The sequence below is a fragment of the Paractinoplanes rishiriensis genome, from assembly GCF_016862375.1.
In the GTDB taxonomy this organism is placed as follows: domain Bacteria; phylum Actinomycetota; class Actinomycetes; order Mycobacteriales; family Micromonosporaceae; genus Actinoplanes; species Actinoplanes rishiriensis.
The window spans coordinates 22,927-43,585 of record NZ_BOMV01000049.1; the positions used below are offsets into that span (position 1 = coordinate 22,927).

Annotated in this window: 21 protein-coding genes and 1 tRNA gene; 6 read left to right on the forward strand and 16 right to left on the reverse strand. The window is 70.0% G+C overall.

All coding sequences use genetic code 11. The features are described 5' to 3' along the window. Window positions 1–26: 26 nt before the first annotated feature. The 7 genes from Ari01nite_RS20610 to Ari01nite_RS20640 form a co-directional block, all read right to left on the reverse strand. A complete protein-coding gene (locus Ari01nite_RS20610) occupies window positions 27–656 on the reverse strand; it encodes a GTP-binding protein (RefSeq protein WP_239162880.1) in 630 nt (209 codons plus the stop codon). After that, window positions 634–1,092: a DUF742 domain-containing protein gene (locus Ari01nite_RS20615; RefSeq protein WP_203782911.1), complete on the reverse strand. Its 459-nt coding sequence runs from the start codon at window positions 1,090–1,092 to the stop codon at window positions 634–636. Before Ari01nite_RS20615 ends, Ari01nite_RS20610 begins: the two co-directional genes overlap by 23 nt. Continuing rightward, window positions 1,089–1,559, reverse strand: a complete 471-nt coding sequence (locus tag Ari01nite_RS20620) for a roadblock/LC7 domain-containing protein (protein WP_203782912.1) — start codon at window positions 1,557–1,559, stop codon at window positions 1,089–1,091. The genes Ari01nite_RS20615 and Ari01nite_RS20620 overlap by 4 nt, the downstream gene beginning before the upstream one ends. Continuing rightward, window positions 1,556–4,333 carry an ATP-binding protein gene (locus Ari01nite_RS20625; protein ID WP_203782913.1) on the reverse strand — a complete coding sequence of 926 codons (2,778 nt, stop codon included), beginning with the start codon at window positions 4,331–4,333 and terminating at the stop codon, window positions 1,556–1,558. The genes Ari01nite_RS20620 and Ari01nite_RS20625 overlap by 4 nt, the downstream gene beginning before the upstream one ends. Further along, window positions 4,320–5,264 (reverse strand): hypothetical protein, encoded by a 945-nt coding sequence (locus Ari01nite_RS20630; RefSeq protein WP_239162881.1) that lies wholly within the window; start codon window positions 5,262–5,264, stop codon window positions 4,320–4,322. Before Ari01nite_RS20630 ends, Ari01nite_RS20625 begins: the two co-directional genes overlap by 14 nt. A gap of 595 nt (window positions 5,265–5,859) precedes the next feature. Continuing rightward, a complete protein-coding gene (locus tag Ari01nite_RS20635) occupies window positions 5,860–7,530 on the reverse strand; it encodes a DUF885 domain-containing protein (RefSeq protein WP_203782914.1) in 1,671 nt (556 codons plus the stop codon). A 19-nt stretch (window positions 7,531–7,549) separates the two neighbouring features. After that, window positions 7,550–8,608 carry a PHP domain-containing protein gene (locus tag Ari01nite_RS20640; RefSeq protein ID WP_203782915.1) on the reverse strand — a complete coding sequence of 353 codons (1,059 nt, stop codon included), beginning with the start codon at window positions 8,606–8,608 and terminating at the stop codon, window positions 7,550–7,552. Between the two features lie 31 nt (window positions 8,609–8,639). On the opposite strand from Ari01nite_RS20640, the gene mtnA reads away from it, so the two are divergent. Further along, entirely contained in the window at window positions 8,640–9,602 is a 963-nt protein-coding gene (gene mtnA / locus Ari01nite_RS20645) for an S-methyl-5-thioribose-1-phosphate isomerase (protein ID WP_203782916.1), read from the forward strand. A gap of 3 nt (window positions 9,603–9,605) precedes the next feature. Here the strand turns inward: mtnA and Ari01nite_RS20650 are convergent, their stop codons facing one another. Beyond that, window positions 9,606–10,175, reverse strand: a complete 570-nt coding sequence (locus Ari01nite_RS20650; protein ID WP_203782917.1) for a DinB family protein — start codon at window positions 10,173–10,175, stop codon at window positions 9,606–9,608. A gap of 39 nt (window positions 10,176–10,214) precedes the next feature. Beyond that, window positions 10,215–11,174: a prephenate dehydrogenase gene (locus Ari01nite_RS20655; RefSeq protein WP_203782918.1), complete on the reverse strand. Its 960-nt coding sequence runs from the start codon at window positions 11,172–11,174 to the stop codon at window positions 10,215–10,217. 124 nt (window positions 11,175–11,298) lie between these two features. Between Ari01nite_RS20655 and Ari01nite_RS20660 the strand changes: the two genes are divergently transcribed. Continuing rightward, entirely contained in the window at window positions 11,299–12,432 is a 1,134-nt protein-coding gene (locus tag Ari01nite_RS20660; RefSeq protein ID WP_239162882.1) for an NHL repeat-containing protein, read from the forward strand. Window positions 12,433–12,576: 144 nt separating this feature from the next. Here the strand turns inward: Ari01nite_RS20660 and Ari01nite_RS20665 are convergent, their stop codons facing one another. Beyond that, entirely contained in the window at window positions 12,577–13,338 is a 762-nt protein-coding gene (locus Ari01nite_RS20665) for a M23 family metallopeptidase (protein WP_239162883.1), read from the reverse strand. A 91-nt stretch (window positions 13,339–13,429) separates the two neighbouring features. On the opposite strand from Ari01nite_RS20665, the gene Ari01nite_RS20670 reads away from it, so the two are divergent. The 3 genes from Ari01nite_RS20670 (at window position 13,430) to Ari01nite_RS20680 (ending at window position 15,179) form a co-directional block, all read left to right on the forward strand. Continuing rightward, a complete protein-coding gene (locus Ari01nite_RS20670; RefSeq protein WP_438872204.1) occupies window positions 13,430–13,846 on the forward strand; it encodes a hypothetical protein in 417 nt (138 codons plus the stop codon). Window positions 13,847–14,220: 374 nt separating this feature from the next. After that, window positions 14,221–14,736: a tRNA adenosine deaminase-associated protein gene (locus Ari01nite_RS20675; RefSeq protein WP_203782921.1), complete on the forward strand. Its 516-nt coding sequence runs from the start codon at window positions 14,221–14,223 to the stop codon at window positions 14,734–14,736. Further along, window positions 14,733–15,179, forward strand: coding sequence for a nucleoside deaminase (locus Ari01nite_RS20680; protein ID WP_275410859.1), 447 nt, complete (start codon window positions 14,733–14,735; stop codon window positions 15,177–15,179). The genes Ari01nite_RS20675 and Ari01nite_RS20680 overlap by 4 nt, the downstream gene beginning before the upstream one ends. Before the next feature lie 58 nt (window positions 15,180–15,237). Here the strand turns inward: Ari01nite_RS20680 and deoD are convergent, their stop codons facing one another. Continuing rightward, window positions 15,238–15,954: a purine-nucleoside phosphorylase gene (deoD, locus tag Ari01nite_RS20685; RefSeq protein ID WP_203782922.1), complete on the reverse strand. Its 717-nt coding sequence runs from the start codon at window positions 15,952–15,954 to the stop codon at window positions 15,238–15,240. Between the two features lie 128 nt (window positions 15,955–16,082). Here deoD and Ari01nite_RS20690 point away from each other — a divergent pair. Continuing rightward, window positions 16,083–16,169 (forward strand) — tRNA-Ser (locus tag Ari01nite_RS20690). A 78-nt stretch (window positions 16,170–16,247) separates the two neighbouring features. Here the strand turns inward: Ari01nite_RS20690 and Ari01nite_RS20695 are convergent. From Ari01nite_RS20695 to Ari01nite_RS20715, 5 genes are all read right to left on the reverse strand, one after another. Further along, window positions 16,248–17,507 (reverse strand): tyrosine-type recombinase/integrase, encoded by a 1,260-nt coding sequence (locus Ari01nite_RS20695; RefSeq protein WP_203782923.1) that lies wholly within the window; start codon window positions 17,505–17,507, stop codon window positions 16,248–16,250. 11 nt (window positions 17,508–17,518) lie between these two features. Next, window positions 17,519–17,728, reverse strand: a complete 210-nt coding sequence (locus tag Ari01nite_RS20700; protein ID WP_203782924.1) for a helix-turn-helix domain-containing protein — start codon at window positions 17,726–17,728, stop codon at window positions 17,519–17,521. Window positions 17,729–18,066: 338 nt separating this feature from the next. Next, window positions 18,067–20,019, reverse strand: a complete 1,953-nt coding sequence (locus Ari01nite_RS20705) for a DUF3987 domain-containing protein (RefSeq protein WP_203782940.1) — start codon at window positions 20,017–20,019, stop codon at window positions 18,067–18,069. A gap of 28 nt (window positions 20,020–20,047) precedes the next feature. Further along, window positions 20,048–20,386, reverse strand: coding sequence for a hypothetical protein (locus Ari01nite_RS20710; protein WP_203782925.1), 339 nt, complete (start codon window positions 20,384–20,386; stop codon window positions 20,048–20,050). Then, window positions 20,386–20,658, reverse strand: coding sequence for a hypothetical protein (locus Ari01nite_RS20715; protein ID WP_203782926.1), 273 nt, complete (start codon window positions 20,656–20,658; stop codon window positions 20,386–20,388). The genes Ari01nite_RS20710 and Ari01nite_RS20715 overlap by 1 nt, the downstream gene beginning before the upstream one ends. Window position 20,659: the final 1 nt, after the last annotated feature.

The window sequence follows — 20,659 nt, forward strand, 5'->3', positions numbered from 1 at the left end:
TCGATCTGTGCGACCCGGCGCATACCCTACGTGGACCTCGCCCGGATGGCTTTATCGAGGGCCTGGTCAAGTACGACGAGCAGGGCGTCTCTGACCGACGCCCGGAAACGTGCGTCGAAGGAGAGCACCGGCACGTCCTCCCGTACCGCGAGAGCCCAGCGCACCTCCTCGAGGTTGTAGTTCATCTGCCCGTTGAAGGTGTTGACGCCGACCACGAACGGCAGGCCGGCCCGCTCGAAGTAGTCGACCGCCGGGTAGCAGTCGTCGATCCGGCCCGTGTCCACCACCACGAGCGCGCCCAGGGCACCCTTGACCAGGTCGTCCCACATGAACGCGAACCGGGACTGGCCGGGCGTGCCGAAGATGTAGAGCTTCAGGGTCTGGTCGATGGTGAGGACCCCGAAGTCCATCGCGATCGTGGTGGTGGTCTTCGAGGTCGCCTGGCCGGGAATGTCGATGCCGACCGACGCCGAGGTCATCTCGGCCTCGGTGGTCAGCGGCGAGATCTCGGAGATGGCGCCCACGGTCGTCGTCTTGCCCACGCCGAACCCGCCGGCCACGATTATCTTTACGGGGACCGGGGCCTTTTTCGGCCGGTCGGTGCCCACCCGCGCGGTGCCCAGTACGCGGTTGTCAGGTGATTGATCGAAGTCCACGGATCACTCGCATGATGGTCTCAGGGTCGGGGGTCTCGTTGTCCACCGCGTGGACGTCCAGCTGGCCGGTGGCGCGCAGGTCGCCGACCAGGATGCGGGTGACACCGAGGTGCAGGCGCAGCCGGGCGGAGATCTCGGCAACCGAGTGTGGTTCGGCGCAGAGCGAGACGATTGCCCGCTTCTCCGGCGATAGCCGCATCGGCATTGCCGTCGGGTTGACGGTTACCTGGGTCTCCATCCCGATCTCGGGATCGTCGCCGTCGGTGCGCCCGGACGTGATGACGAACGGGCGCAGGGTGTTGTGCTCCTCGGCCGGCGGTGCCTCGCTCCGGGGTGCGGGGAGGTATCCGCCGGCCGACTGCGGGCCGAATTGCAGGAAAGGTCGGACACTCGGCCGAGCCGGGTGTTCCGGGTCGTCGGGGTCCGAATAGGTCATTGCTGGACGGCGTTCTTCAATTCCGCGATCAGGCGCGGGCTGAGCGCGCCACCCGCCCGGGTCGCGAAGAGCGTCATCTCGTACGCCAGCGTCCCGAGGTTGGCCGAGCGGTCGGCGATGACGCCCAGCACGGAGCCCGCGCTGATCGCGGTGACCAGCAGGTACCCCTCGGCCATGTCGATGATGACCCGGTTCAGCGAGCCCAGCCGGTACCAGCTGGCGGCGCCGCCGGCCAGGCTGGTGAGCCCGGAGACCACCGCGGCAAGGCGTTCGGCGTTCGGCCGGTCCTTGATCGCTGACATCGCCATGAGCAGTCCGTCGGAGGAGACGGCGATTGCTTCGATCACGCCCGCGGTTCCGGAGGTGAACGAGTCCAGCAGCCAGTTGAAGGTCTTGGCCTCGGCGCTCAGCTGCGCCTGGGCGAAATTCTGACCGTTGCCTGTGTCCGTGGAGTAGGGGGAAGTCATCGCGGTTGTCCCTCGGGTTGTGGCTGAGTTTCGTTCAGTGCGAGTGCGACTCCGTACTCGAACTGTTCCATCAAGGCTCGGGCGGCATCCGGATCCAGCGGAGGCGCCGGAGCTGGCGGGGGCGGCGTGTTCTGCGCGTCCACCGGCAGGGTGGCACCCGGAACCCGGCGGGCGAGGGGGGCATGACCGGCGGAGGGTGGTGCGGTCATGGTGGTTTCCACCGCGTCCCACTGGGCGCGGCTGACCCCGGCTTCGAAGGCGTCGAACGCGGCGCGGGCCGCAGTCGCGTCGTCCGGGGACGGCGGCGTGACCGGCAGGGTCGGGCCGGCCTCTTCCGGCAGCTGCTCGCCGGGCACCCGGCGCCGCAGCGGGGTCGCCGACGACGGGTCCGGCGCCGGCGTTCCGTACACCTGCGGCGGCGGAGCGCCGTACGTCCGGGTGGTCGGGGTGCCGTACCGGTAGTCCTCCTCGACCCGCTGGCGGGGGATGGCCGGGATGGAGGGGCTGACGTTCCAGTCCGCCCGGGGCGTCTGCTGACCGGCTGCGGGCAGTTCCGGCAGCGCGGCCGGCACCCGGCCGGCGACCGGTGCGCCCATGTCGTACACCGGCTGCTGGTAGACCGGGTTCGGCGAGTAGACCGGCTCGGCCTCGTACACCGTGCCGCCGTCGGCCGCCGGCGCCGCGATGGCCGGGCCGGCCTCGGACCGGACCGGGGCCGCGAACGCGTTCCAGGACCGGGCCGACGACAGGGTGTGGGTGGCCCGCTGCAACATGGTCGCGTCGAACGGCTGCAGGCTGCCGGGCACCGACGCGCGGGCCGCCGAACCCGCGAGCACCTGGGCGAACTCGGCGGTGTGGTGGCCGGGCGGGGTGCCGATCGCGGCCGGGAAGGCGGGCACCGGCACCGACAGGAGGTCCTGGGCCGGGGCGACCAGGTGCTTCGGGGCCAGGTCGAGCATGACCGTGACGCCGCCCGCGGGGGTGTCGGCGAGGGTCACCTCGATGCCGTGCCGGCGAGCCAGCCGGCCGACCACGAACAGGCCGAGCACCTCACTGGGCACCAGGTCGAGACGCTCGCGGCGGGTGAGCCGGGAGTTTTCCTCGGCCAGCCGCTCCGGCGTCATGCCGAGGCCGTTGTCGACGATCGCGAGGCGGATGCCGCCGCGCATGTGGCTCGCGGTGATCAGAACCCGGGTGTGCGGCGGGGAGAACGAGGTGGCGTTCTCCATCAGCTCGGCGAGCACCAGCGTGAGGTCGGCCAGCACGGCCGGCACCACCATGATGTCGTCCGGCAGGTCCACGTCGACCCGGGTGTAGTCCTCGATCTCACCGAGGGCGAGCCGGACCACGTCGGTGAGCGACAGCGGTGCCGTGTGCTCGTTCGCGCCGGCCCCACCGGAGAGCACGACCAGCGACGACGCGTTCCGGCGCAGACGGCTGGACATGTGGTCGAGCCGGTACAGCTCGCGGAGCCGGTCGCTGTCGGTCTCCTTGCGCTCCAGGTTGTCGATCAGTGCCAGCTGGCGGCCGACCAGGTTCTGGGTACGCCGTCCGACGTGGCCGAACATCTGGGCCACGTTGCGGCGGCCGAGCACCTGCCGCTCCACCAGCCGGACCGCGGTGGTCTGCACCCGGTCGAACGCGCGGGCCAGGTCGCCGATCTCGTCCTGGGCCTCGACGTCGACCGGGTCGAGCCGGATCGGCCGGACCGCGTCGGCGTCGTCGTCCGCGACCCGTTCCAGTTCCGCCTCGGCCGCCCGGGCGATCCGGTCGGCGGACGCGGTGAGACGGCGCAGCGGCCGGGCCACCGCGCGGGCCATGAACAGGCTCAGCACGATGACCACGAGCAGCAGCAGGAACGAGCCGCCACCGATCAGGAAGGCGTCCCGGAGGGCGGTGTCCCGGTTCTTGGTCACGATCTGGTCCACGTCCGCGGCGACCCGCTTCTCCACGAAGCCACCGAGCACCAGCACCGACCGCAGCGACGGGTACAGGGTCCGGATGTTCAGCTTGGCGATCGCGGCACCCGGGTTGATCGCGGCCTCGGTGAGGAAGCTACCGCCGACCCGGGACGCAAACGCGTCCTGGGCGCCCAGGTAGAGCCGGTACTGCTCGTCGGTGAAGAACGGCTGCGCGTTGACGATCAGCTGCTGGAGCTTGAGGAGGTCGGCGTAGAACAGCCCGACGAACCCGGAGTTCTTGGTGATCGTGGCGACCGTCAAATAACCGGACGCCTGGCTGATCAGGTCGTCGGTGCGCAGCGCCTGCTCGAGCGCAAAGACCTGGCGGCCCACGCTGGTGGTCAGGTCGGAGGTCGACGCCAGCGCCAGCCCGTTGATGATCGGGAGGATCACGTTGGTGTAGTCGGAGATCAGCAGGTCCGGCCGGATGGTCCGGTTGATCACCCCGTCCCGGGTCTTGGCCAGGTTGGTCACCCCGCGCAGGGCGTTGCTCAGGCCGTCGGGCAGCTCCTCGTCGCCGCCGTCGGCGACCCGGGCCACCGCATCGGTGGCGCGGGCGCTCTGCAACACCAGTTCCGGCTTTTCGATGAGGCCGAACAGATAGCCGATGGAGAGCAGCCGCTCCTCCTGGAGCTCCTGCACCGCGGTGCTGACCCGGGTGGCGGTCTGCACCGCGTCTGAGATCTTTTGCGCGTCCTGGGCGTCGTTGATACGCGTCACGATGACCGGCACGCTCAGCGCCACGACGCCGACCAGCGGAACGATGATCAGCAAGGCCAGCTTGCCGAGGATGCGGAACTTACCGAAGAGCACCGGACCGCTCCCGCCGTGTCGGGTCGAACTCGCCGAAGTTCGGCTGGAGGTCGTACTGCGGGCCGTACGCACCGGGGGTGCGATTCGCGGCGGGTTCGTCCGGTGCGGCGGCGGGCGGTGCCGTCAAGCGACGGCCGAAGATCGGCCACAGCACTGCGCCGAGCACCAGCAGCAGCGCCAGCAGGCCGATCACGATCGCCTCGCCGCGCCGGTAGTCGAGGCCGTCCATCCGCTCGTCGAGCAGACCCTCCATCTCCTTGAGGGTGACGCCGGCCAGGGTGTTCAGCGACGACTGGAGCGCGGTCTGCGCTGTCGAGATGGTGCCGATGTTGGGCCGGCCGCCCGGGTTGGCGCCACGGGTCATGGTCTCGACACCGCGGCGGAACGAGTCGAGGGTGTTGACCAGGCTGCCGCTGAGCGTGGTGCTGTCGGTGCTGTCGACCGCGGCCTGGAGGCTCTCGGTCAGCGAGTTGACCGCCTTCTCCACGGCGATCACCTTTTCGCCGAACTCCAGCGAGAGCGCGGCGCGGGCGGTGCCGGTGGCGGTCTGCAGCAGGTTGGCCACGTCGCCCATCTGGCTCACCAGCACCAGCACCGAGGGCATGTCGGCGGTCACCGCCTGCTGGAGGGCCGAGATGTCGTTGTCCGGGTCGAGGCTGAGCTCGGCGTTGCGGCGGACCGCGCCGTAGAGCGCCAGCGTGAGGTCGGTTACCTCGACGTGCGCCTGGTAGACCGCGAGCCCGCCGCCGCTGACGTTGGCCAGGTTGGCGATCTTGCTCTGCAGGTCGGCCCACCGCTCCCGGGTCTTGAGGTCCGCACCGAGTCGCTGGTCGACGGCGGCCACGTTGGTCACGGCCGCGGTGAGCGACTCCGGCGTACCGTTCACGCCCTGCAGGGCGGAGGACTGTGCCTCGGTCAGTGCGCTGATCAACGGGGACAGCGCGGTGATGTACTCGATGCCCTTTTTCTCAAGGTCAGTTTGAGTGCGTTGGTCCGAGTTTTCCTGCCAGACTCGGGCAAAAAGGACTGCAACCGGCAAAAGGACCAAAGCCGTCAAGATCACCGCTAGGGGGGAGCGTAAACGGGTTCGCTGGCTGTTCATGCTTTCGTTCCTCCGCCATGCACACGCGATGAGCTTCGGGGTTTTAGCTACTGTGAGTAGCCGTATGGCCGCACGGATCCGGGCCAATCTATCCGAGAAATCCTCAAGCGAACCCTTTCCAAGGGTCAGAATTTGTTCGGCTGATCGGGGGATACGGCAGCGCGTCGCGGCGGCTGTAACGCACGCTCAGAGCCCGGATGTGCCACGGCGGACCGGGACCGGAGAACGCGGAAAGCCACGGCGGAGATGCTAGCGGTAGTCAGCCCGCACCAAAAGATACAAGATTCACAATAGATAACGATTATGGTTCGCCACACGTATTAACGCTCAGTAGTCATGCGATTGCATGGTGGCGTTTAGTAGCACCAGCCGGCGTACAAAACGGACCTTTCTCTTTTGTGGAAAAGGAGAAAGGTCCGGATTGTCAGATCCGAGCCAGCGCCTTGCGCAGCGGGTCGAGCCCGAGCGAGCCCAGATTGAGGGCATCGCGGTGGAAGGCCTTCAGGTCAAAATCCGCGCCTTTGCGCTGTTTGGTCTCTTCGCGGGCCTGCATCCAGATCCGCTCGCCGACCTTGTAGGACGGGGCCTGACCGGGCCAGCCGAGGTACCGCTTCCACTCGAACCGCAGCACCTCCTCGGCCATCCGGGTGTGCCCGCGCAGGAACTCCCAGCCGAGTTCCGGTGTCCACCGTGCCCCCGGGTGGAAGCCGAACGGGTTGTCCCGGGGGATTTCCAGCTCGAGATGCATGCCGATGTCGACGATCACCCGGGCCGCACGCAGGGCCTGGCCGTCGAGCATGCCGAGCCGGTCGCCCGGATCCTCCAGGTAACCCAGCTCGTCCATCAGTCGCTCCGCGTACAGGGCCCAGCCCTCGCCGTGGCCCGAGCACCAGCAGAGCAGGCGCTGCCACCGGTTGAGCTTGTCGGCCTGGAGCAGCGTCTGGCTCACCTGGAGGTGATGGCCGGGGACACCCTCGTGATAGACGGTGGTGACCTCGCGCCAGGTGGAGAACGCCGAGACGCCCTCCGGCACCGCCCACCACATCCGGCCGGGCCGGCTGAAGTCCTCGCTCGGGCCGGTGTAGTAGATGCCGCCGTCGCTGGTCGGGGTGAGACAGCACTCGATCTTGCGAACCGGCGGCGCGATGTCGAAGTGGGTGCCGTTCAGCTCGGCGATCGCCTTGTCGGCGAGGGCCTGCATCCAGTCGCGGAACGCCTCCTTGCCGGGGATGCGCCGGGCCGGGTCGGCGTCCAGCACCGCGACCGCCTCGTCCACCGAGGCGCCGGCGCCGGCGATCGCCGCCGAGACCGTTGCCATCTCGCCCTCCAGGCGGGCCAGTTCGGCGAACCCCCAGAGGTATGTCTCGTTGAGGTCGACCTTGGCGCCGAGGAAGTATTGCGAGGCCAGCTCGTAGCGGTCCGGACCGGCGGCCTCCTTGTCGCGGCCGCGTGGCGCCAGCTCGTCGCGCAGGAAGGCACCGAACCCGGCGGTGGCCGCGGCCGCGGCGGCGGCACCCCGCTCCAGGTCGGCGGCCAGCGCGCCGCTCGCCTCCAGGCGGCGGACCAGGCCGGGGAAGAAGTCGTCGCGGCCCGGGTCGGTCCAGGCGTCGCACTGCTCGGCCACGGCCACTAACTGGGCCCGTGCGCTCACCCGGCCGGCGTCGGCCTCCTCGCGCAGGGTCCGCTGGTACTGCTCGATGGCCCGCGGGAACGCGTTCAGGCGGGCCGCGATGTTAGCCACCGCCTCCTCGCCCTCGGTGGCCATCACGTCGAAGACGCCGCGCAGGCCGTGCAGCCCGCTGGTGATGACGCTGACCGCGCTCTTGGTGTAGCCGGCGTCGTAGGTGGCCAGCTCGAGCCCGAGCCGCTCGATCATGGCGTCCTTGGCCACCTGCTCGGACTCGTGCTCGGGCTCGGTGACGTCGAGGTCGTTGATGGCGCGCCGAACCAGCTCGGCCTGAGCGTCGAAGCCCTCGGGGGAGAGGTCATCGGTCTTGTCGTCGAATCCGGCGATACCGACATAGGTCGCGCCGGTCGGGCTGAGGGCGGCCCAGTCCGCCACGTAACGGTCAGCGAGGTCATCAATTCTTCCCACGGCCCGACCCTACGGGATTTCACATGTGCCCGGCGGTCCACTCCAGCAGGCGTTCCATGCTCCAGGTGTTGACCACCCGCTCGGCCGGCACCCCGCACAGGGCGGCCCGCTCGCAGCCGAAGTGCAGCCAGTCCAGCTGGCCCGGCGCGTGCGCATCGGTGTCGATGCTGAACAGGCAGCCGGCCTCCACCGCGACGGTGAGCATCCGCTTGGGCGGGTCAAGCCGGTCCGGCCGTGAGTTGATCTCGATGGCCTTGCCGTGTGCGAGCACGGCCTCGATCACCTTGTCCAGGTCGAAGCTGCTCGGCGGCCGGGTGCGCCCGGCCCGGTGGCCCTTGTCGCCGGCACCGGCCGCGGCGACCTTGCGCCCGGTCATGTGGCCGAGGATGTCCAGGTGCGGGTTGGCGATCGCGGCCAGCATCCGCTTGGTCATCCGGGGCGACTCGTCGCGCAGCTTGCTGTGCACCGAGCCGACCACCACGTCGAGCCGGGCCAGCAGCTCGTCCTCCTGGTCGAGCGAGCCGTCGTCGAGGATGTCGACCTCGATGCCGGTGAGGATGCGGAAGCCGTCCGGCAGCGCGTCGTTGAGCCGGGCCACCTGGTCGAGCTGGCGGCGCAGCCGGGCCGGCGACAGCCCGTTGGCGACGGTGAGCCGGGGCGAGTGGTCGGTGATCACCAGATACTCGTGGCCCAGCTCGGCGGCGGCCAGGGCCATCTCCTCGATCGGCGAGCCGCCGTCGGACTGATCCGAGTGGCTGTGGCAGTCGCCGCGCAGCGCGTCCCGCAGGTCCTGGGCCGCGGCCGGCAGGTCGGTGCCCTCGGTGCTGGTGAGCCGGCGCAGATAGACCGGTTCCTCGCCGGCCAGCGACTCGGCGATGCACCGGGCGGTGACGTCGCCGACGCCGGTCAGCTCGCTCAGCGTGCCGGCCGCGGCCCGGGTGCTGAGCTCGTCGGCCGGCAGCGCGGCAACCGTCGCGGCGGCCGAGCGGAACGCCTTGACCCGATAGGTCGCTTCGTTCGCGCGTTCCAGCAGGAAGGCGATGCTGCGGAGGTCGGCGACCGGATCACGAGATGCCATGCGGCAAGACTACGAAGGTTAGGCTCGCGCGGTGCGGACGATCGACTGGGTGGACGGTGCCGTCGAAATCATCGATCAGACGGCGCTGCCGGGTGAGCTGCGGATCTTGCGCCTGGAAACGGTGCCCGGGCTGATTGCGGCCATTCAATCTTTGGCCGTACGCGGGGCGCCCGCACTCGGTGTGGCGGGTGCCTTCGGGGTGGCCCTGGCGGCCCGCTTGCACGCCGGCGACCCGGACGAGTTGGCCACCGCGGTCGACCGGATCGAGCACGCCCGGCCCACCGCGGTGAATCTGGCCCGGGGCGCCCGGCGGGCCGCGGCGCTGCTGCCCCGGGGCGCCGACGCGGTGCTGGCCGAGGCCTGCGCGATCCGCGACGAGGAGGTCGCGGCGTCCGAGGCGATGGCGGCCCGCGGTGCCGACCTGCTGGTCGAGCTGTGCGGCGCCCGCCCGCGGCTGCTGACCCACTGCAACACCGGCGGCCTGGCCGCGGTGGTGCTGGGCACCGCGCTCGGCGTGGTCCGCGAGTTGCACGAGCGCCACGTGCTGGGCGGGGTGATCGCGAGCGAGACCCGGCCGCTGCTCCAGGGCGCCCGCCTCACCTCGTGGGAGCTGTCCCGCTGGGGCATCGAGCACCGGGTCGCGGTCGACTCGGCTGGACCGTTCCTGATGGCCCGCGGCGAGGTGGACGGCGTCGTCCTGGGCGCCGACCGGATCTGCGCGAACGGCGATGTGGTCAACAAGATCGGCACGTACGCGCACGCGCTCGGCGCCCGCCGGGCCGGCCTGCCGTTCGTGGTGGTCGCGCCGGAGTCGACAGTGGACCTGGAAACCCCGGACGGCGCCGCGGTGCCGATCGAGGACCGCGGCGCCGCCGAGATCACCGCGTGGTCGGCGGCGGCCAACCCGGCGTTCGACATCACGCCGCACGACCTGGTCACCGCGATCGTCACCGACCGCCGGGTGATCCGCCTCGACCGCGGTGACCGGCCCTAGACCCTAGGCCTTGCTCCAGGGCTTGAGCCAGGGCGTCTCGGGCCAGCCCTCGGCGGCGGCCAGCAGCGGGTACTGGGTGGCGCCGTCGACCGTCTCGCGGACGATGTCGGCGTGCCCGGCGTGCCGCGCGGTCTCCTGGATGAGGTGCAGCAGGATCCAGCGGACCGACCAGTGCGTCATGTCCTTGCGGTTCCACGGCACCGAGTGGTCGATCTCGACCAGCGCATCGAGGTTGCCGAGTTCGGTGATGGTCTTCTCGGTCTGCTCGGCGACCCGGTCGTAGTGGGCGAACACGTCCTCGATGGTCTCGCCGTCGAGCAGCCGGAAGTTCTCCGCGTACCGCTCGTAGTCGACATCCTGCGGTTCGTTGCGGATCAGCGCGATCCAGCCCTCCTCGGTCGACGCGCAGTGCTTGATGAGGCCGCCGACGCTGAGTTCGCTGGCGCTCGGTGCGGCCCGCAACTGCTCGTCGGTGAGGCCGTACGCGGTGAGGCGGATCCCGTACCGCATCTGGGCGAGGTAGGCGAGCAGGCCCTCCTGCTCGTTGGCGATGGGGCCGACCTGAGCGGGCATCTGATGACTCCTTAGACGCGAGTGGCGATGCACCTAACGCTAGGAGCCATTGCGGCCACTTTCTGGCCGCAATGACGAGACTGTCGCGCCGTTTTCGGCGACCGCGGTGATCCAGCCACCATCCCGGCCGAGCGCCAGCAGCTCCCCGACCTCGGCCGGTGTCTCATCGCTCGGTCCGGGGCGCGGCGGCCATTGACGACGGGCGTCGACCGCCGGGCGAAGCACCGGGATCAAGGCGCCGGTCGGGTCGTCCAGGCCCAGCTTCACCCGCATCGCCTCGAGGTCGCCGAGCACAGCGGACAGGACGCTGCGTACCGCGGCCGCATTGCCGCCGCACATCGCGGCGATCAGCTCGGCGCGGGTCGCGGCCACCCGGGTGCCGTCCCGGAACGAGCCCGCGGCCAGCGTGGCGGCCAGCGGGTTTTCGGTGAGCGTCGAGGCGAGCGCGGCGGCGAGCAGGTGCGGAACGTGGCTGATCTGGGCCACCGCCCGGTCGTGTTCGGCCGCGGTGACCGGCACGACCCGGGCGCCCAGGGCGGTGCAGAGCCGGGCCAGCCGCAGCCAGTCGGCCAGGTCGGTCTCGTCCGGTTCCAGGCAGAGCACCCACGCGCAGCCGGCGAACAACCCGGCCTCGGCCGCCGCGAACCCGGACGTCTCCTTGCCGGCCATCGGATGCCCGCCGACGAACCGGCGCAGGCCGTGCTTGGCGGCCAGGTCGTGGACCGGGCCCTTCACCGAGGTCACGTCGGTGACCAGGCCGTCGTAGCCGGCCAGGTCATCGAGCACCGTGGGCAGGGCGGGCAGCGGCACGGCGAGCACCACCAGGTCGGCGCCGGCGACGGCGGCCGGAACCGAGTCGGCGACCGGCCAGCCGCCGGCCCGGGCCAGATCGCGGGTGGCCGGGTCGGCGTCGTACCCGGTGACCGGATGCCCGGCCACCGCCAGCGCCTGCAGCACGGATCCGCCGATGAGCCCGAGCCCGACGATCGCCACGTTCATGCCGGAACTCTCGCACAGGCGCCAAGATCAGCCGTTCGGGCAGCAGAGCATCCGCCGTCCCATCAGCCGTTTATGACCGTTTTGCGCCTAGTTGATCGAGCCATCCCGGCAATACGGTGATCATGTGACTTACCGGGGGAAAACACTCAGCACGGGACTGGCCGCGGCCACCCTTGCGCTCGCCGTCGCCGGGCCCGCCCAGGCCAAGATGACCGACGGCATGCCCAGCTTCAACGGCACCGTCCTGACCGTCGCCTACGTCGGGAACGTCGCCTACCTCGGTGGCGACTTCACCGCCGCGATCGTCCGGGGCAAGCAGGTCAGCCGCGGGCGCCTCGCCGCGATCGACGCCCGCACCGGCAACCTGCTGTCCTGGGCGCCGATGGCCGACGGGCGGGTCAAGTCACTGGTGGCGGCCGGCGGTTCGATCTACCTGGCCGGGGACTTCGGCACCGTCGGCGGGCAGAAGCGGGACAGCCTGGCCCGGGTGGACGCCACCAGCGGCGCGGTGTCCAGCACCTTCAAGCACACGATCAGCGGCCGCCCGTACGCGATCGCGGCGGCCGGGAACCGGCTCTACGTCGGCGGCGCGATCACCGCGGTCAACGGGAAGGCCCGCGGCCGGCTCGCGTCGTTCAACCTGACCACCGGCGCGCTCGACACCCGCTGGACGCCGACCGTCGACGACCAGGTCGAGACGATCGCGGCCGGCGGCGGGCGGGTCTACGTCGGCGGCAAATTCCACAAGGTCAACAACATTGGGGGGTACGACCGGCTGGTCGCGCTCGATCCGGCGACGGCCGCTCTGGTGCCCGGCTTCAAACCCCGGCCGCCGGTGATCACGTACGCGCTCGCGGTGACCGCCGACAGCGTCTATTCGGCGCACGGCGGCAAGGGCGGACGGGTCAGCGCGTACACCGTCGGCGGTCAACTGCGCTGGTCGGCCACTTTCGACGGCAACGCGCAGGCGGTGACCGTGCTGGGCGACACCGTGTACGCCGGCGGGCACTTCGACCGCGCCTGCTCCACCGCCCGCACCGGCAGCCAGGGCTCCTGCGTGGACGGCGCCGACGACCGGGTCAAGCTGGCCGCGCTCGCGGTGTCCGACGGGCACCTGCTGGAGTGGCGGGCCGACGCGAACGGGGTGGAGGGCGTCCTCGCCCTGGCCAGCAACCCGGAACTCGGCACGGTCGCGATGGGTGGCGCATTCACCGTGGTGGACGGTCGCACCCAGAAGCGCTTCGCCCAGTTCAGCTGAGACTTTTCTCCCGGCGGTACGGGGTCGCATCTCTTGGGCGAGGGTGCGGCCCCGTGCCATTAACGTCCGTCTCTCGGATCGATGGGCGCCGGCGTCTGGGACCACGCCGCGCCGCCGACTCGATCCGGGAGGCGGACCCCATTGCTAGGCACTGCAGTTGTGCGACCGCTTCCAGGCGGCGACGGTGGCAACCGGGCTCTTCTTGCCGCCGGACCGCCACGAATCGAGGAAGGTGGCCGGCCAGACCACGCCGCGGCGCACCTTCCAGTCGCCGGTCTTGGCGCACGGCGGGGAGATGCCGTAGTGCAGGTGGCAGACGCCGCTCGAGTTACCGGTCTTGCCCACCAGGCCGAGACGCTGGCCGGCGGTGACCCGGACACCGGCCTTGATGCCGGACTGCACCTTGCTCAGGTGTGAGCCGTAGTAGCGGACGCCGTCGTCGCCGCCGATGGACACCGACAGGCCGCCGTTGGCCGGGCCGTCCGGCGCGCCCTCGACGTACGTGTCCTTGAAACTGACCTCCAGCACCACACCGCTCGTGGTGGCCACCACCGGCTCGCCGCAGTCGGCGAAGATGTCGGTGGCCGGGTACTTCGAGTGGGTCGGGTGGTAGTCGACGTTCGACGCCTTGACCGGGAACACGTACTTGACGTTGGTGGCCGGCTTCTTCGAGGCGGACGGCGACGGTGTGGCCGACTTGCTCGGCGACACGGAGGGCGACGCCGACGGCGAGGCGGACGTCGGTGGGGCCGCGCTCAGGGACTCGTCCGGCAGATCCGCGGAGACCTCCGAGGGGGCCACGAACTGCGGGGTGGCGGCCGCCGAGGTGCCGCCGGGGTTGCCTCCGCAGGCGGCCAGGAAGATGGCCGAGACGGACAGGCCGGCAAGGGTTCGAAGCACGCGCACCGAGCCATCCTGGCAGAAGTCGCCCGGTCCCGCCGTCCCGTGCTGGTTAGGCTGGCAGGGCAGGGTTGATCGAGGGATGGAGGTTGCGGCCGTGACCGAACGACACGAGCCCTGGCCGGTGTCCGCGCCGCCGGTGCCGTCGTCGGCGGCCTCCGCGGCGGTGCCGATGCCGGTCACCCGGCCGCCGTCCGGCCTGTTCCCGGGCATGCCGCCGCGCCCGGTCTATCGCGAGCCGCACCCGATCGCGGCCGCGCCGGTCCTGTCCGGACTGGGCTGCACGCTGCTCTGGTTCGGGCTCTTCGGCAGCCTGGCCGAGGGCCTCGCGGGCTACGCCTGGTGGACCATTGTGGCGGCGGTCACGGCCTGGGCCGTGGCGCTCGTGCTGACCCTGATCGGCGACCGCGGTGTGGCGGTGGGCATTGCGCTCGCCAGCGGGCTCGGCCTATCGATCGCGGTCGGTTTCGTGGGTGCCAGATGGATCACCACGTACGACTGGCCGCTGTGGTGATTGTCCGATTTTGCCGGCATTGTCGGCGACCGGATGTGCCCTTCTCGTAGCGGTGCGCACAGGCCGGAATTCCGGGCTTGACGAACCCCCGTGGCGGTCGGCAACCTCGGCACCATGGCCCCCTCACCGCCACGGCTCGACCCCGATCGACGCCGTCGCCGTCTGGAGTTGCTGGCGGCTCTCGCCGATGCCAAATCGGCCCGGGAGACCGCCCGTCCGGCCCGGCTCCGTGGAGCCCGCCTCCGCGAGCTCATCGCCACGCGCCGTCGCCTGGCTAACTGACTTACGTCCCCGTTAGGGGCGTGGCGCGCCGCGCCCGCCGTTCTTCCCGCTACCGTCACTCGCTGAAGACAAAAGTCGCGTGGGGGGAAATCTTGTCGACTTTCGCTGCCGCCGCCGCACGGGGAAAGAACGGGTGGACGGCGTCCGAGCTGGACCTGTCCGCGCTCGCCGACATCGACGAGGTGGTCGACGCACTGCGTGACGTCGAACCAGACGCCGACCTGGCGTTGCTGTTCGTCGAGAGCGACGACCAGTACCTCGCGGTGCTGCGCCTGGACGAGGGTGAGGACCTGCGGGTGTTCGGGTCCGATTCGGCGTTCGCCGAGGAGTCCCGGATCGGCTCGGTGCTGCTCGGCGAGGTCGAGGCACCGGCCCTGGAGATCGACGATCTGACCGCTGGTGGTGACGACGACGAGACCGACCGCCCGGCGGCCGATCCCGACGCCGACCCGGTGGGCGACGCCGAACTGCTGGGCGACCTCGGCATCAACGCGCACAAGCTGCTCGGCCTGTGCGGCCGGGAGGGCATGCTGCCGTCCGACGTGACCGCCGAGATCTGCCAGCGGATCGGGTGCGGTGACGAGGTGGAAGAGTTGCGCGAGGCGTGAGGGCCTCGCCGCAGCACGAGGAGTGGATGCGCCGCGCCATCGAGGTGGCGTCGGCGTTTCCCGAGGACGTGCCGGTCGGCGCGGTGCTCTACGACCCGCAGGGGCAGGAGCTGGCCGCGGCCGGCAACGAGCGGGAGGCCACCGGCGACCCGACCGCGCACGCCGAGATCCTGGCGCTGCGCCGGGCCTCGGTGCTGGCCGGCAGCTGGCGGCTCGAGGGTTGCACGCTGGTGGTGACCCTGGAGCCGTGCACGATGTGCGCCGGTGCTTTGGTGCTGGCCCGGGTGTCGACGCTGGTGTTCGGCGCCTGGGAGCCCAAGACCGGCGCGGTCGGCTCGCTGTGGGACGTGGTGCGGGACCGCCGGTTGAATCATCGGCCGGCGGTTTACTCGTCGGTCCTCGAGGCGGAGTGCGCCGCGCTGGTGCGAGATTTCTTTCGCTGACTGCAAATAATGGCGGCGGCCGCGGCGCCGCCATTGAGCCGGTGCCGCGGCCGCGGGATCAGGCCGCGCCGGCGATCGCGGTGTCCAGGCCGATCCGCACCATCGCGCTGAAGCCCTGCTCACGCTGGGCCGAGTCCATCTTGTCGCCGGTCTTGAGGTGGTCACTGACGGTGAGGATGGTCAGCGCCCGGGCCCGGTACCGCGCCGCGATCGTGTAGATCGCCGCGGACTCCATCTCGACCGCCAGCACGCCGTAGTCGGCCAGCGTGTCGTAGAGGTCGGGCCGGTCGGTGTAGAACGCGTCGGCGGCCAGGATGGGGCCCACCCGCAGCGCCGTGCCGTGCCGCTCGGCGACCTCGGCGGCCGTGCGCAGCAGACCGAAATCGGCCACCGGCGCGTAGTCCACCAGGCCGTCGAAGCGGGTGCGGTTCATGTTCGAGTCGGTGGCCGAGCCGATCGCCGCGATCACGTCGCCCAGCTGGAGGTCCATCGCGAGCGCCCCGCAGGAGCCGATCCGGATCAGGGACCGCACGCCGTACTCGTTGATCAGTTCGTGGGTGTAGATCGAGGCCGACGGCATGCCCATGCCCGAACCCTGCACCGAGACCCGAACGCCCTGGTAGGTGCCGGTGAAGCCGAGCATCCCGCGGACCTGGGTGTAGCACTTGGCGTCCTGTAGGAACGTCTCGGCGATCCACTTGGCCCGCATCGGGTCGCCGGGGAGCAGAACCCGCTCGGCGATGTCGCCCGGCTGCGCGCCGATATGCACGCTCATCCTTGGTGCTCCTCTGCTCGCGTCGTCATGCCGCCGATCCTGCCAGGTCAGCGACGTTCGCCCGGCCCGAGCTCGGCAACGGGTGACCCGGCGGCGAGCGCGCCGGAGCGTCCGGTAATCTACTTCGCGGTGGTGTGTCCGAGCGGCCTAAGGAGCACGCCTCGAAAGCGTGTGAGGGTTTACGCCCTCCAAGGGTTCAAATCCCTTCACCACCGCTCTGAGCAGCAAGAAGGCCCGGTGACTCTCAGCGAGTCACCGGGCCTTCTTGTGTGTGGTCTCAGTTTTGGTCTCAGTTATGCCGCGACGGGTACCCCTGCCGGACCGTCGTCCGGCTTGTCGGCCGAGTCGGGCGCCTGCCAGAGCAGACCGCCTACCCGCTCGGCAACGTCCCTCCGCACCGGTTCGGTGATGTGCTGGTAGCGCTTAGCCATGCTCGCGTCCGACCACCCCATGATGCCCATCACGGCCCGCTGAGCGACCTCCAGGACGAGCAGCACGGTCGCGGCGGTGTGCCGCGCGTCGTGCAGTCGTCCGTCACGCAATCCGGCTGTCTTGAGCAGGCTTTTCCACTTGGTGTAATCCGTCCGAGGATTCAGCGGGCCGCCGGTCGGTGTCGTGAACACCCATCCGCCCTCAATCCACAACTGTGCGGCCTTGATTCGGTCGGCATCTTGCGCGCGCTGGTGCTGCCGCAGCAGCGACACAAGCTGGTCGGGAAGCCCGATGCGGCGGCGGCCGGCTCGGGACTTCGTGTCGGCCGTAGCGGTGCGCAGGGGTTCCCGATCAGGGCAATGTCCGCCCATCTTCCGACCGCACGGCTTGGCGCATCCGTGTCGCCACCGTGGGCGTAGCCGGGATCGACGAACTATCAGCGTGCCCTTGTCCAGATCGACGTCTTCCCACTTGAGCCCAAGTGCCTCGCCTTGCCGCAGTCCAAGGGCCAGGGCGACAGCCCAACGTGCGCCATTGCGAGTCTCTTCAGCAGCGGCGACGAGGAGACGCTGAACCTCCTCGATCGAATACGGCTCCACTTCTTCATCGCCGATCTGCGGCGGCTTGGCGAGGCTCGCTGGATTCTTCGTGAGGTATTCGCGACGGACAGCCGCGTTGAGCGCGGTACGCAGCGTCCGTAGGGCTTGGTGTGCTGTCGCTGGCTTGCTGCCGTTTTCTTGCATCTTGCGCGTCAACTTTTCGACGTGTTCCACGGTGAGTTTTTCCAAGCGATGGGCGCCAAGGCCGGGAATGAGATGAACCCTAACCGCGACGCGATAGCCTGCTGCCGTGTTCTCGCGGACATTCGGGATCGCGATGTTCTCCAGCCAATGCGTTAGCCACTTCTCGACCGTCCAGTTCTCGCCAGCCCTGCGGACGGTCCCTTTGTCGCGATCTCGCTCTAGCTCACGAACCTTGCGGGTAACGATAGCCTCGGTCTTGCCTCGGACATGGCGCCGATCCGGCTTGCCATCGTCGCGAATGCCGACAGTGACCCGACCGTGCCACGATCCGTCACTGCCCTGGTAGATGCTGGATGCGCCGTTAGGCTTGCGGGACATCGTGGTTCCTTTCAGGCGGCGGCCGGTAGTTGGGTGTTCTGCTCACGGAGACGGTTGACGTATTCGGTTACGCACTCGGCGGGAATGCGGCGGAGTCGGCCGATGGTGACGGATTCGATTTCTCCACTTGTGACGAGTGCGTACATAAGCGTTCTGCCGATGCCGAGGCGGTTGGCAGCCTGCTCGACGGTGAGAACAAGAGGCGTGGCGTCGGTAGCCATGACGATTTATCTCCCCGTAGGTCGAATGCGGCGAGGGGGGTGCGTCCCGTCCAGCGGCCCGCTGAGGACCGTTCCCGGGTCGGGAACCTCTGGGCAGGGGTGCGGGGGTGATGGCCTAGAAGGGCGCAGCGCGGCCCGCTGAGAGCTGCGTTGAGCCAAGATCTCGTGGTGATTGGGATGAAGGGATGCACCGATGTGTGTGGGGGTTCTCAGCGTGTCGGGGTCGGCGCGCCCGGACGGCGGCCCGGTCACGGATGGGCGGCTGACAGAACTGACAGAACTGACAGAACCTGGGTCGGATGGGGGTTGTGTCAGTTCTGTCAGTTCTGTCAGGCCGGTTATGAGGCGCGGCGCGCGGCGAGCGGGTGCACGGTCGCGGCGGGTCGGTGTACTTCGGGATTGGTGAGGTAGCTCGGTGAGGGCGGCCGGCCCCCGGCCCGTTTCGGTGGGGGCGGGTCGAGTTGGCGGAGGTAGCCGTGGGCTTCCAGGACTGCCAACGCTGGGTCGAGGTCGGCCATGGTTTTGAACTGGGTGGATTGGACGGCCCGGAATGCCTCGCGTTTGGTGAACGCGGTCATGCCGGTGCGTTCGATCCAGGCGAGCAGGGTTCGGGCGTTGCGAACGGCGGTGTCGGCGCCCATGTCGTCGAACGCGCCCAGGGCGTGAGCCGCGTAGTACTCCCCAATCTGTGCGGCCCGGTGCACGGTGTCGGCGTCGACCGGCTTGCCCCACCCGTCGTGCAGGTTCTCGGCGAGGTGGATCAGTCCGGCGATCCGCACCACGGCCCCGGTGTACTTCGACCCCCAATCGACGATGTGTGACCACGCACCGCCCGGCGCCAGCCTCGGTTCCACCTGCCGTTCGATCTCGAGGACGACATCGTTGGCATCCGGGGTCAGGACCAGCACGGCTGGATCGGTCCACTCGGCGAGCGCGAGGACCAGGGCGTGCAGGTGGGCGTGGTAGTCCGCCGCGACCTGGGTGGGGATCGGGTCGGCGCCGATCTTTCGCCGTCCCACGGTGTTCTCCGGAACGGCGAACAGGATCCGGGCCAGCAGGCCGAGTCCTCGGAAGCCGGGCATGCCTGCGATGTCGCGCAGGATTTCGGGTTGCACGGCAAGGCCCATGGTCAGCGCGGGTTTGTCGACGTGTTCCGCTTCGCGGGAGCGCCGGTCGACGCGCATGAGGTCACCCGCGTGGCCTTTGAGGAACACCTCCAGGTTCGGGGTTCCGGAGTAGCGGCCCGCGATGGTCGCGAAGATCCCACCCTCGGGTGAGAGAACCGCCAATCGGCCGCCCTGCTCGGCGAGCAGCGACGCGGCGGTTTCGCTGGTGATGTCGTCGGCGACCAGCCGGGGTTTGGCCGGAACGGTGATCGCTTCGGCGTTCATCGCGGCGGCGGTCGCTTCGGCGATCAGGGTGTCGCGACCGGGACCGTCCCCGTTCGCCGCAGCTAACGCGGCTTTCTCGGCCTGTTTGGTCGCGACCTTCGCAGCGAGGTCCGCTTCGATGATCGCGGGTGCGGTGCGCTCGATCAGGGCCTTTTCGGCGGCCAGGATCGGGCCGACCATCGCCGCGAACACCGCCGATTTGCGGGAGCCGGGCGGCAACACCACAACGGTGTAGAGGTTGGTCGGTTCCCGCCACGATCCGCGTACCTCGACCTCGGCCCGGCCGCCGGCTGCGGTGGACAGGCAGGCCAGGGCGAGGCTTGCGGCGAGGTCGAGCGGGGTTTGGGTGAACTCGGCGACCGCCCGCACCTGGTCGCCCAGCCATCCGGGCAGCATGTCGGCGGGGAACGCCGGGAGGTGCCGCCCTCGCCCGAGGGGTATCAGCGGCGACCAGCCGCCGGGTACCTCGGCGTCGTCGAGTAGCGCCCGCCCGGCCGCGAGCATGTCGGCGGCGTCGGTGACCGAGGTAGCGAGGTGGGAGAGCTGGCTGCCGAGGTCGGCGACCTTGCGCCGTTTCGCCAGGTCGGCGACGATGCCCGCGTAATGTGCGGCGTGGGCGGCGGTAGGAACGTCGGCCGTCAGCGTGTGCAGGTACGCCGCGCCGCCCACCTTGCCGATAATCCCGCACTCGGCGAGGTGGGCGGTCACGGTGATCGGGTCGGAGGGGATACCGGCCGCATGCATCCCGCACATCGCCTCCCACAACACGACGTGTGCCGGGCGCCCGAAATCGGCCGGGGCCAGCGTCGCGGCGAGGTCGGCCATCAGGGCGGGAGCGAGCAGGGCGGCACCGATGACGGCCTGCTCGGCGGCCAGGTCGTACCGGGCTTGAGCCACGATCGCGACTCCTCTCAAATCGGTAAACGGTTCAGGCAGCGCGGCGGCTGATCCCGCGTTGCTGGTCGCGGCCCGCGAGCCGGGCCAGCCGTGGTGCGACCTCGGCGAGCAGTTCGCGCATCAGGCACAGCGCGGTAGCGAGCTGCCAGCGGGCAACGTTGTCGTTGCTGTGCAAGGGAATCCGGGCGCGGATCTCGATGTACTCGACATCGCCCGCGCGGACACGGGTGAGCCAGGCCCGGCCGCCGATGTCGTCGGCGGTGATGTCCGGCGACCGGTGCACGTCGACTCCGCCGCAGCGGTGGTCGCGGGCGCACCAGGTGGTGTGTGGTGTCTCGGCCCGCTGGATGCGGACGATGGTGCGGGCCATCAGCGGGTGCCCTTGTCTTGCAGCTCCCGCAGCGAGTTGATGATCCGGCGGCCGATCCGTAGCCGGCGGCCGTCGCCGTGGCAGCGGCGGCACAGCCCGAACGCGCGGCCGAACGGGGAGCGGCGTTTGCCGCTGCCGTGACACTTGCGGCAGGCGCCGAAGGGCCAGATCCAGCAGCCGATGCCGTAACACAGCGTGGCGATCAAGGCAGCGAGAACGAGAGCGCCGATCAGGGTGGTCTGTTGGGTTGCGGTCGCGGCGAGGGTGGCCACG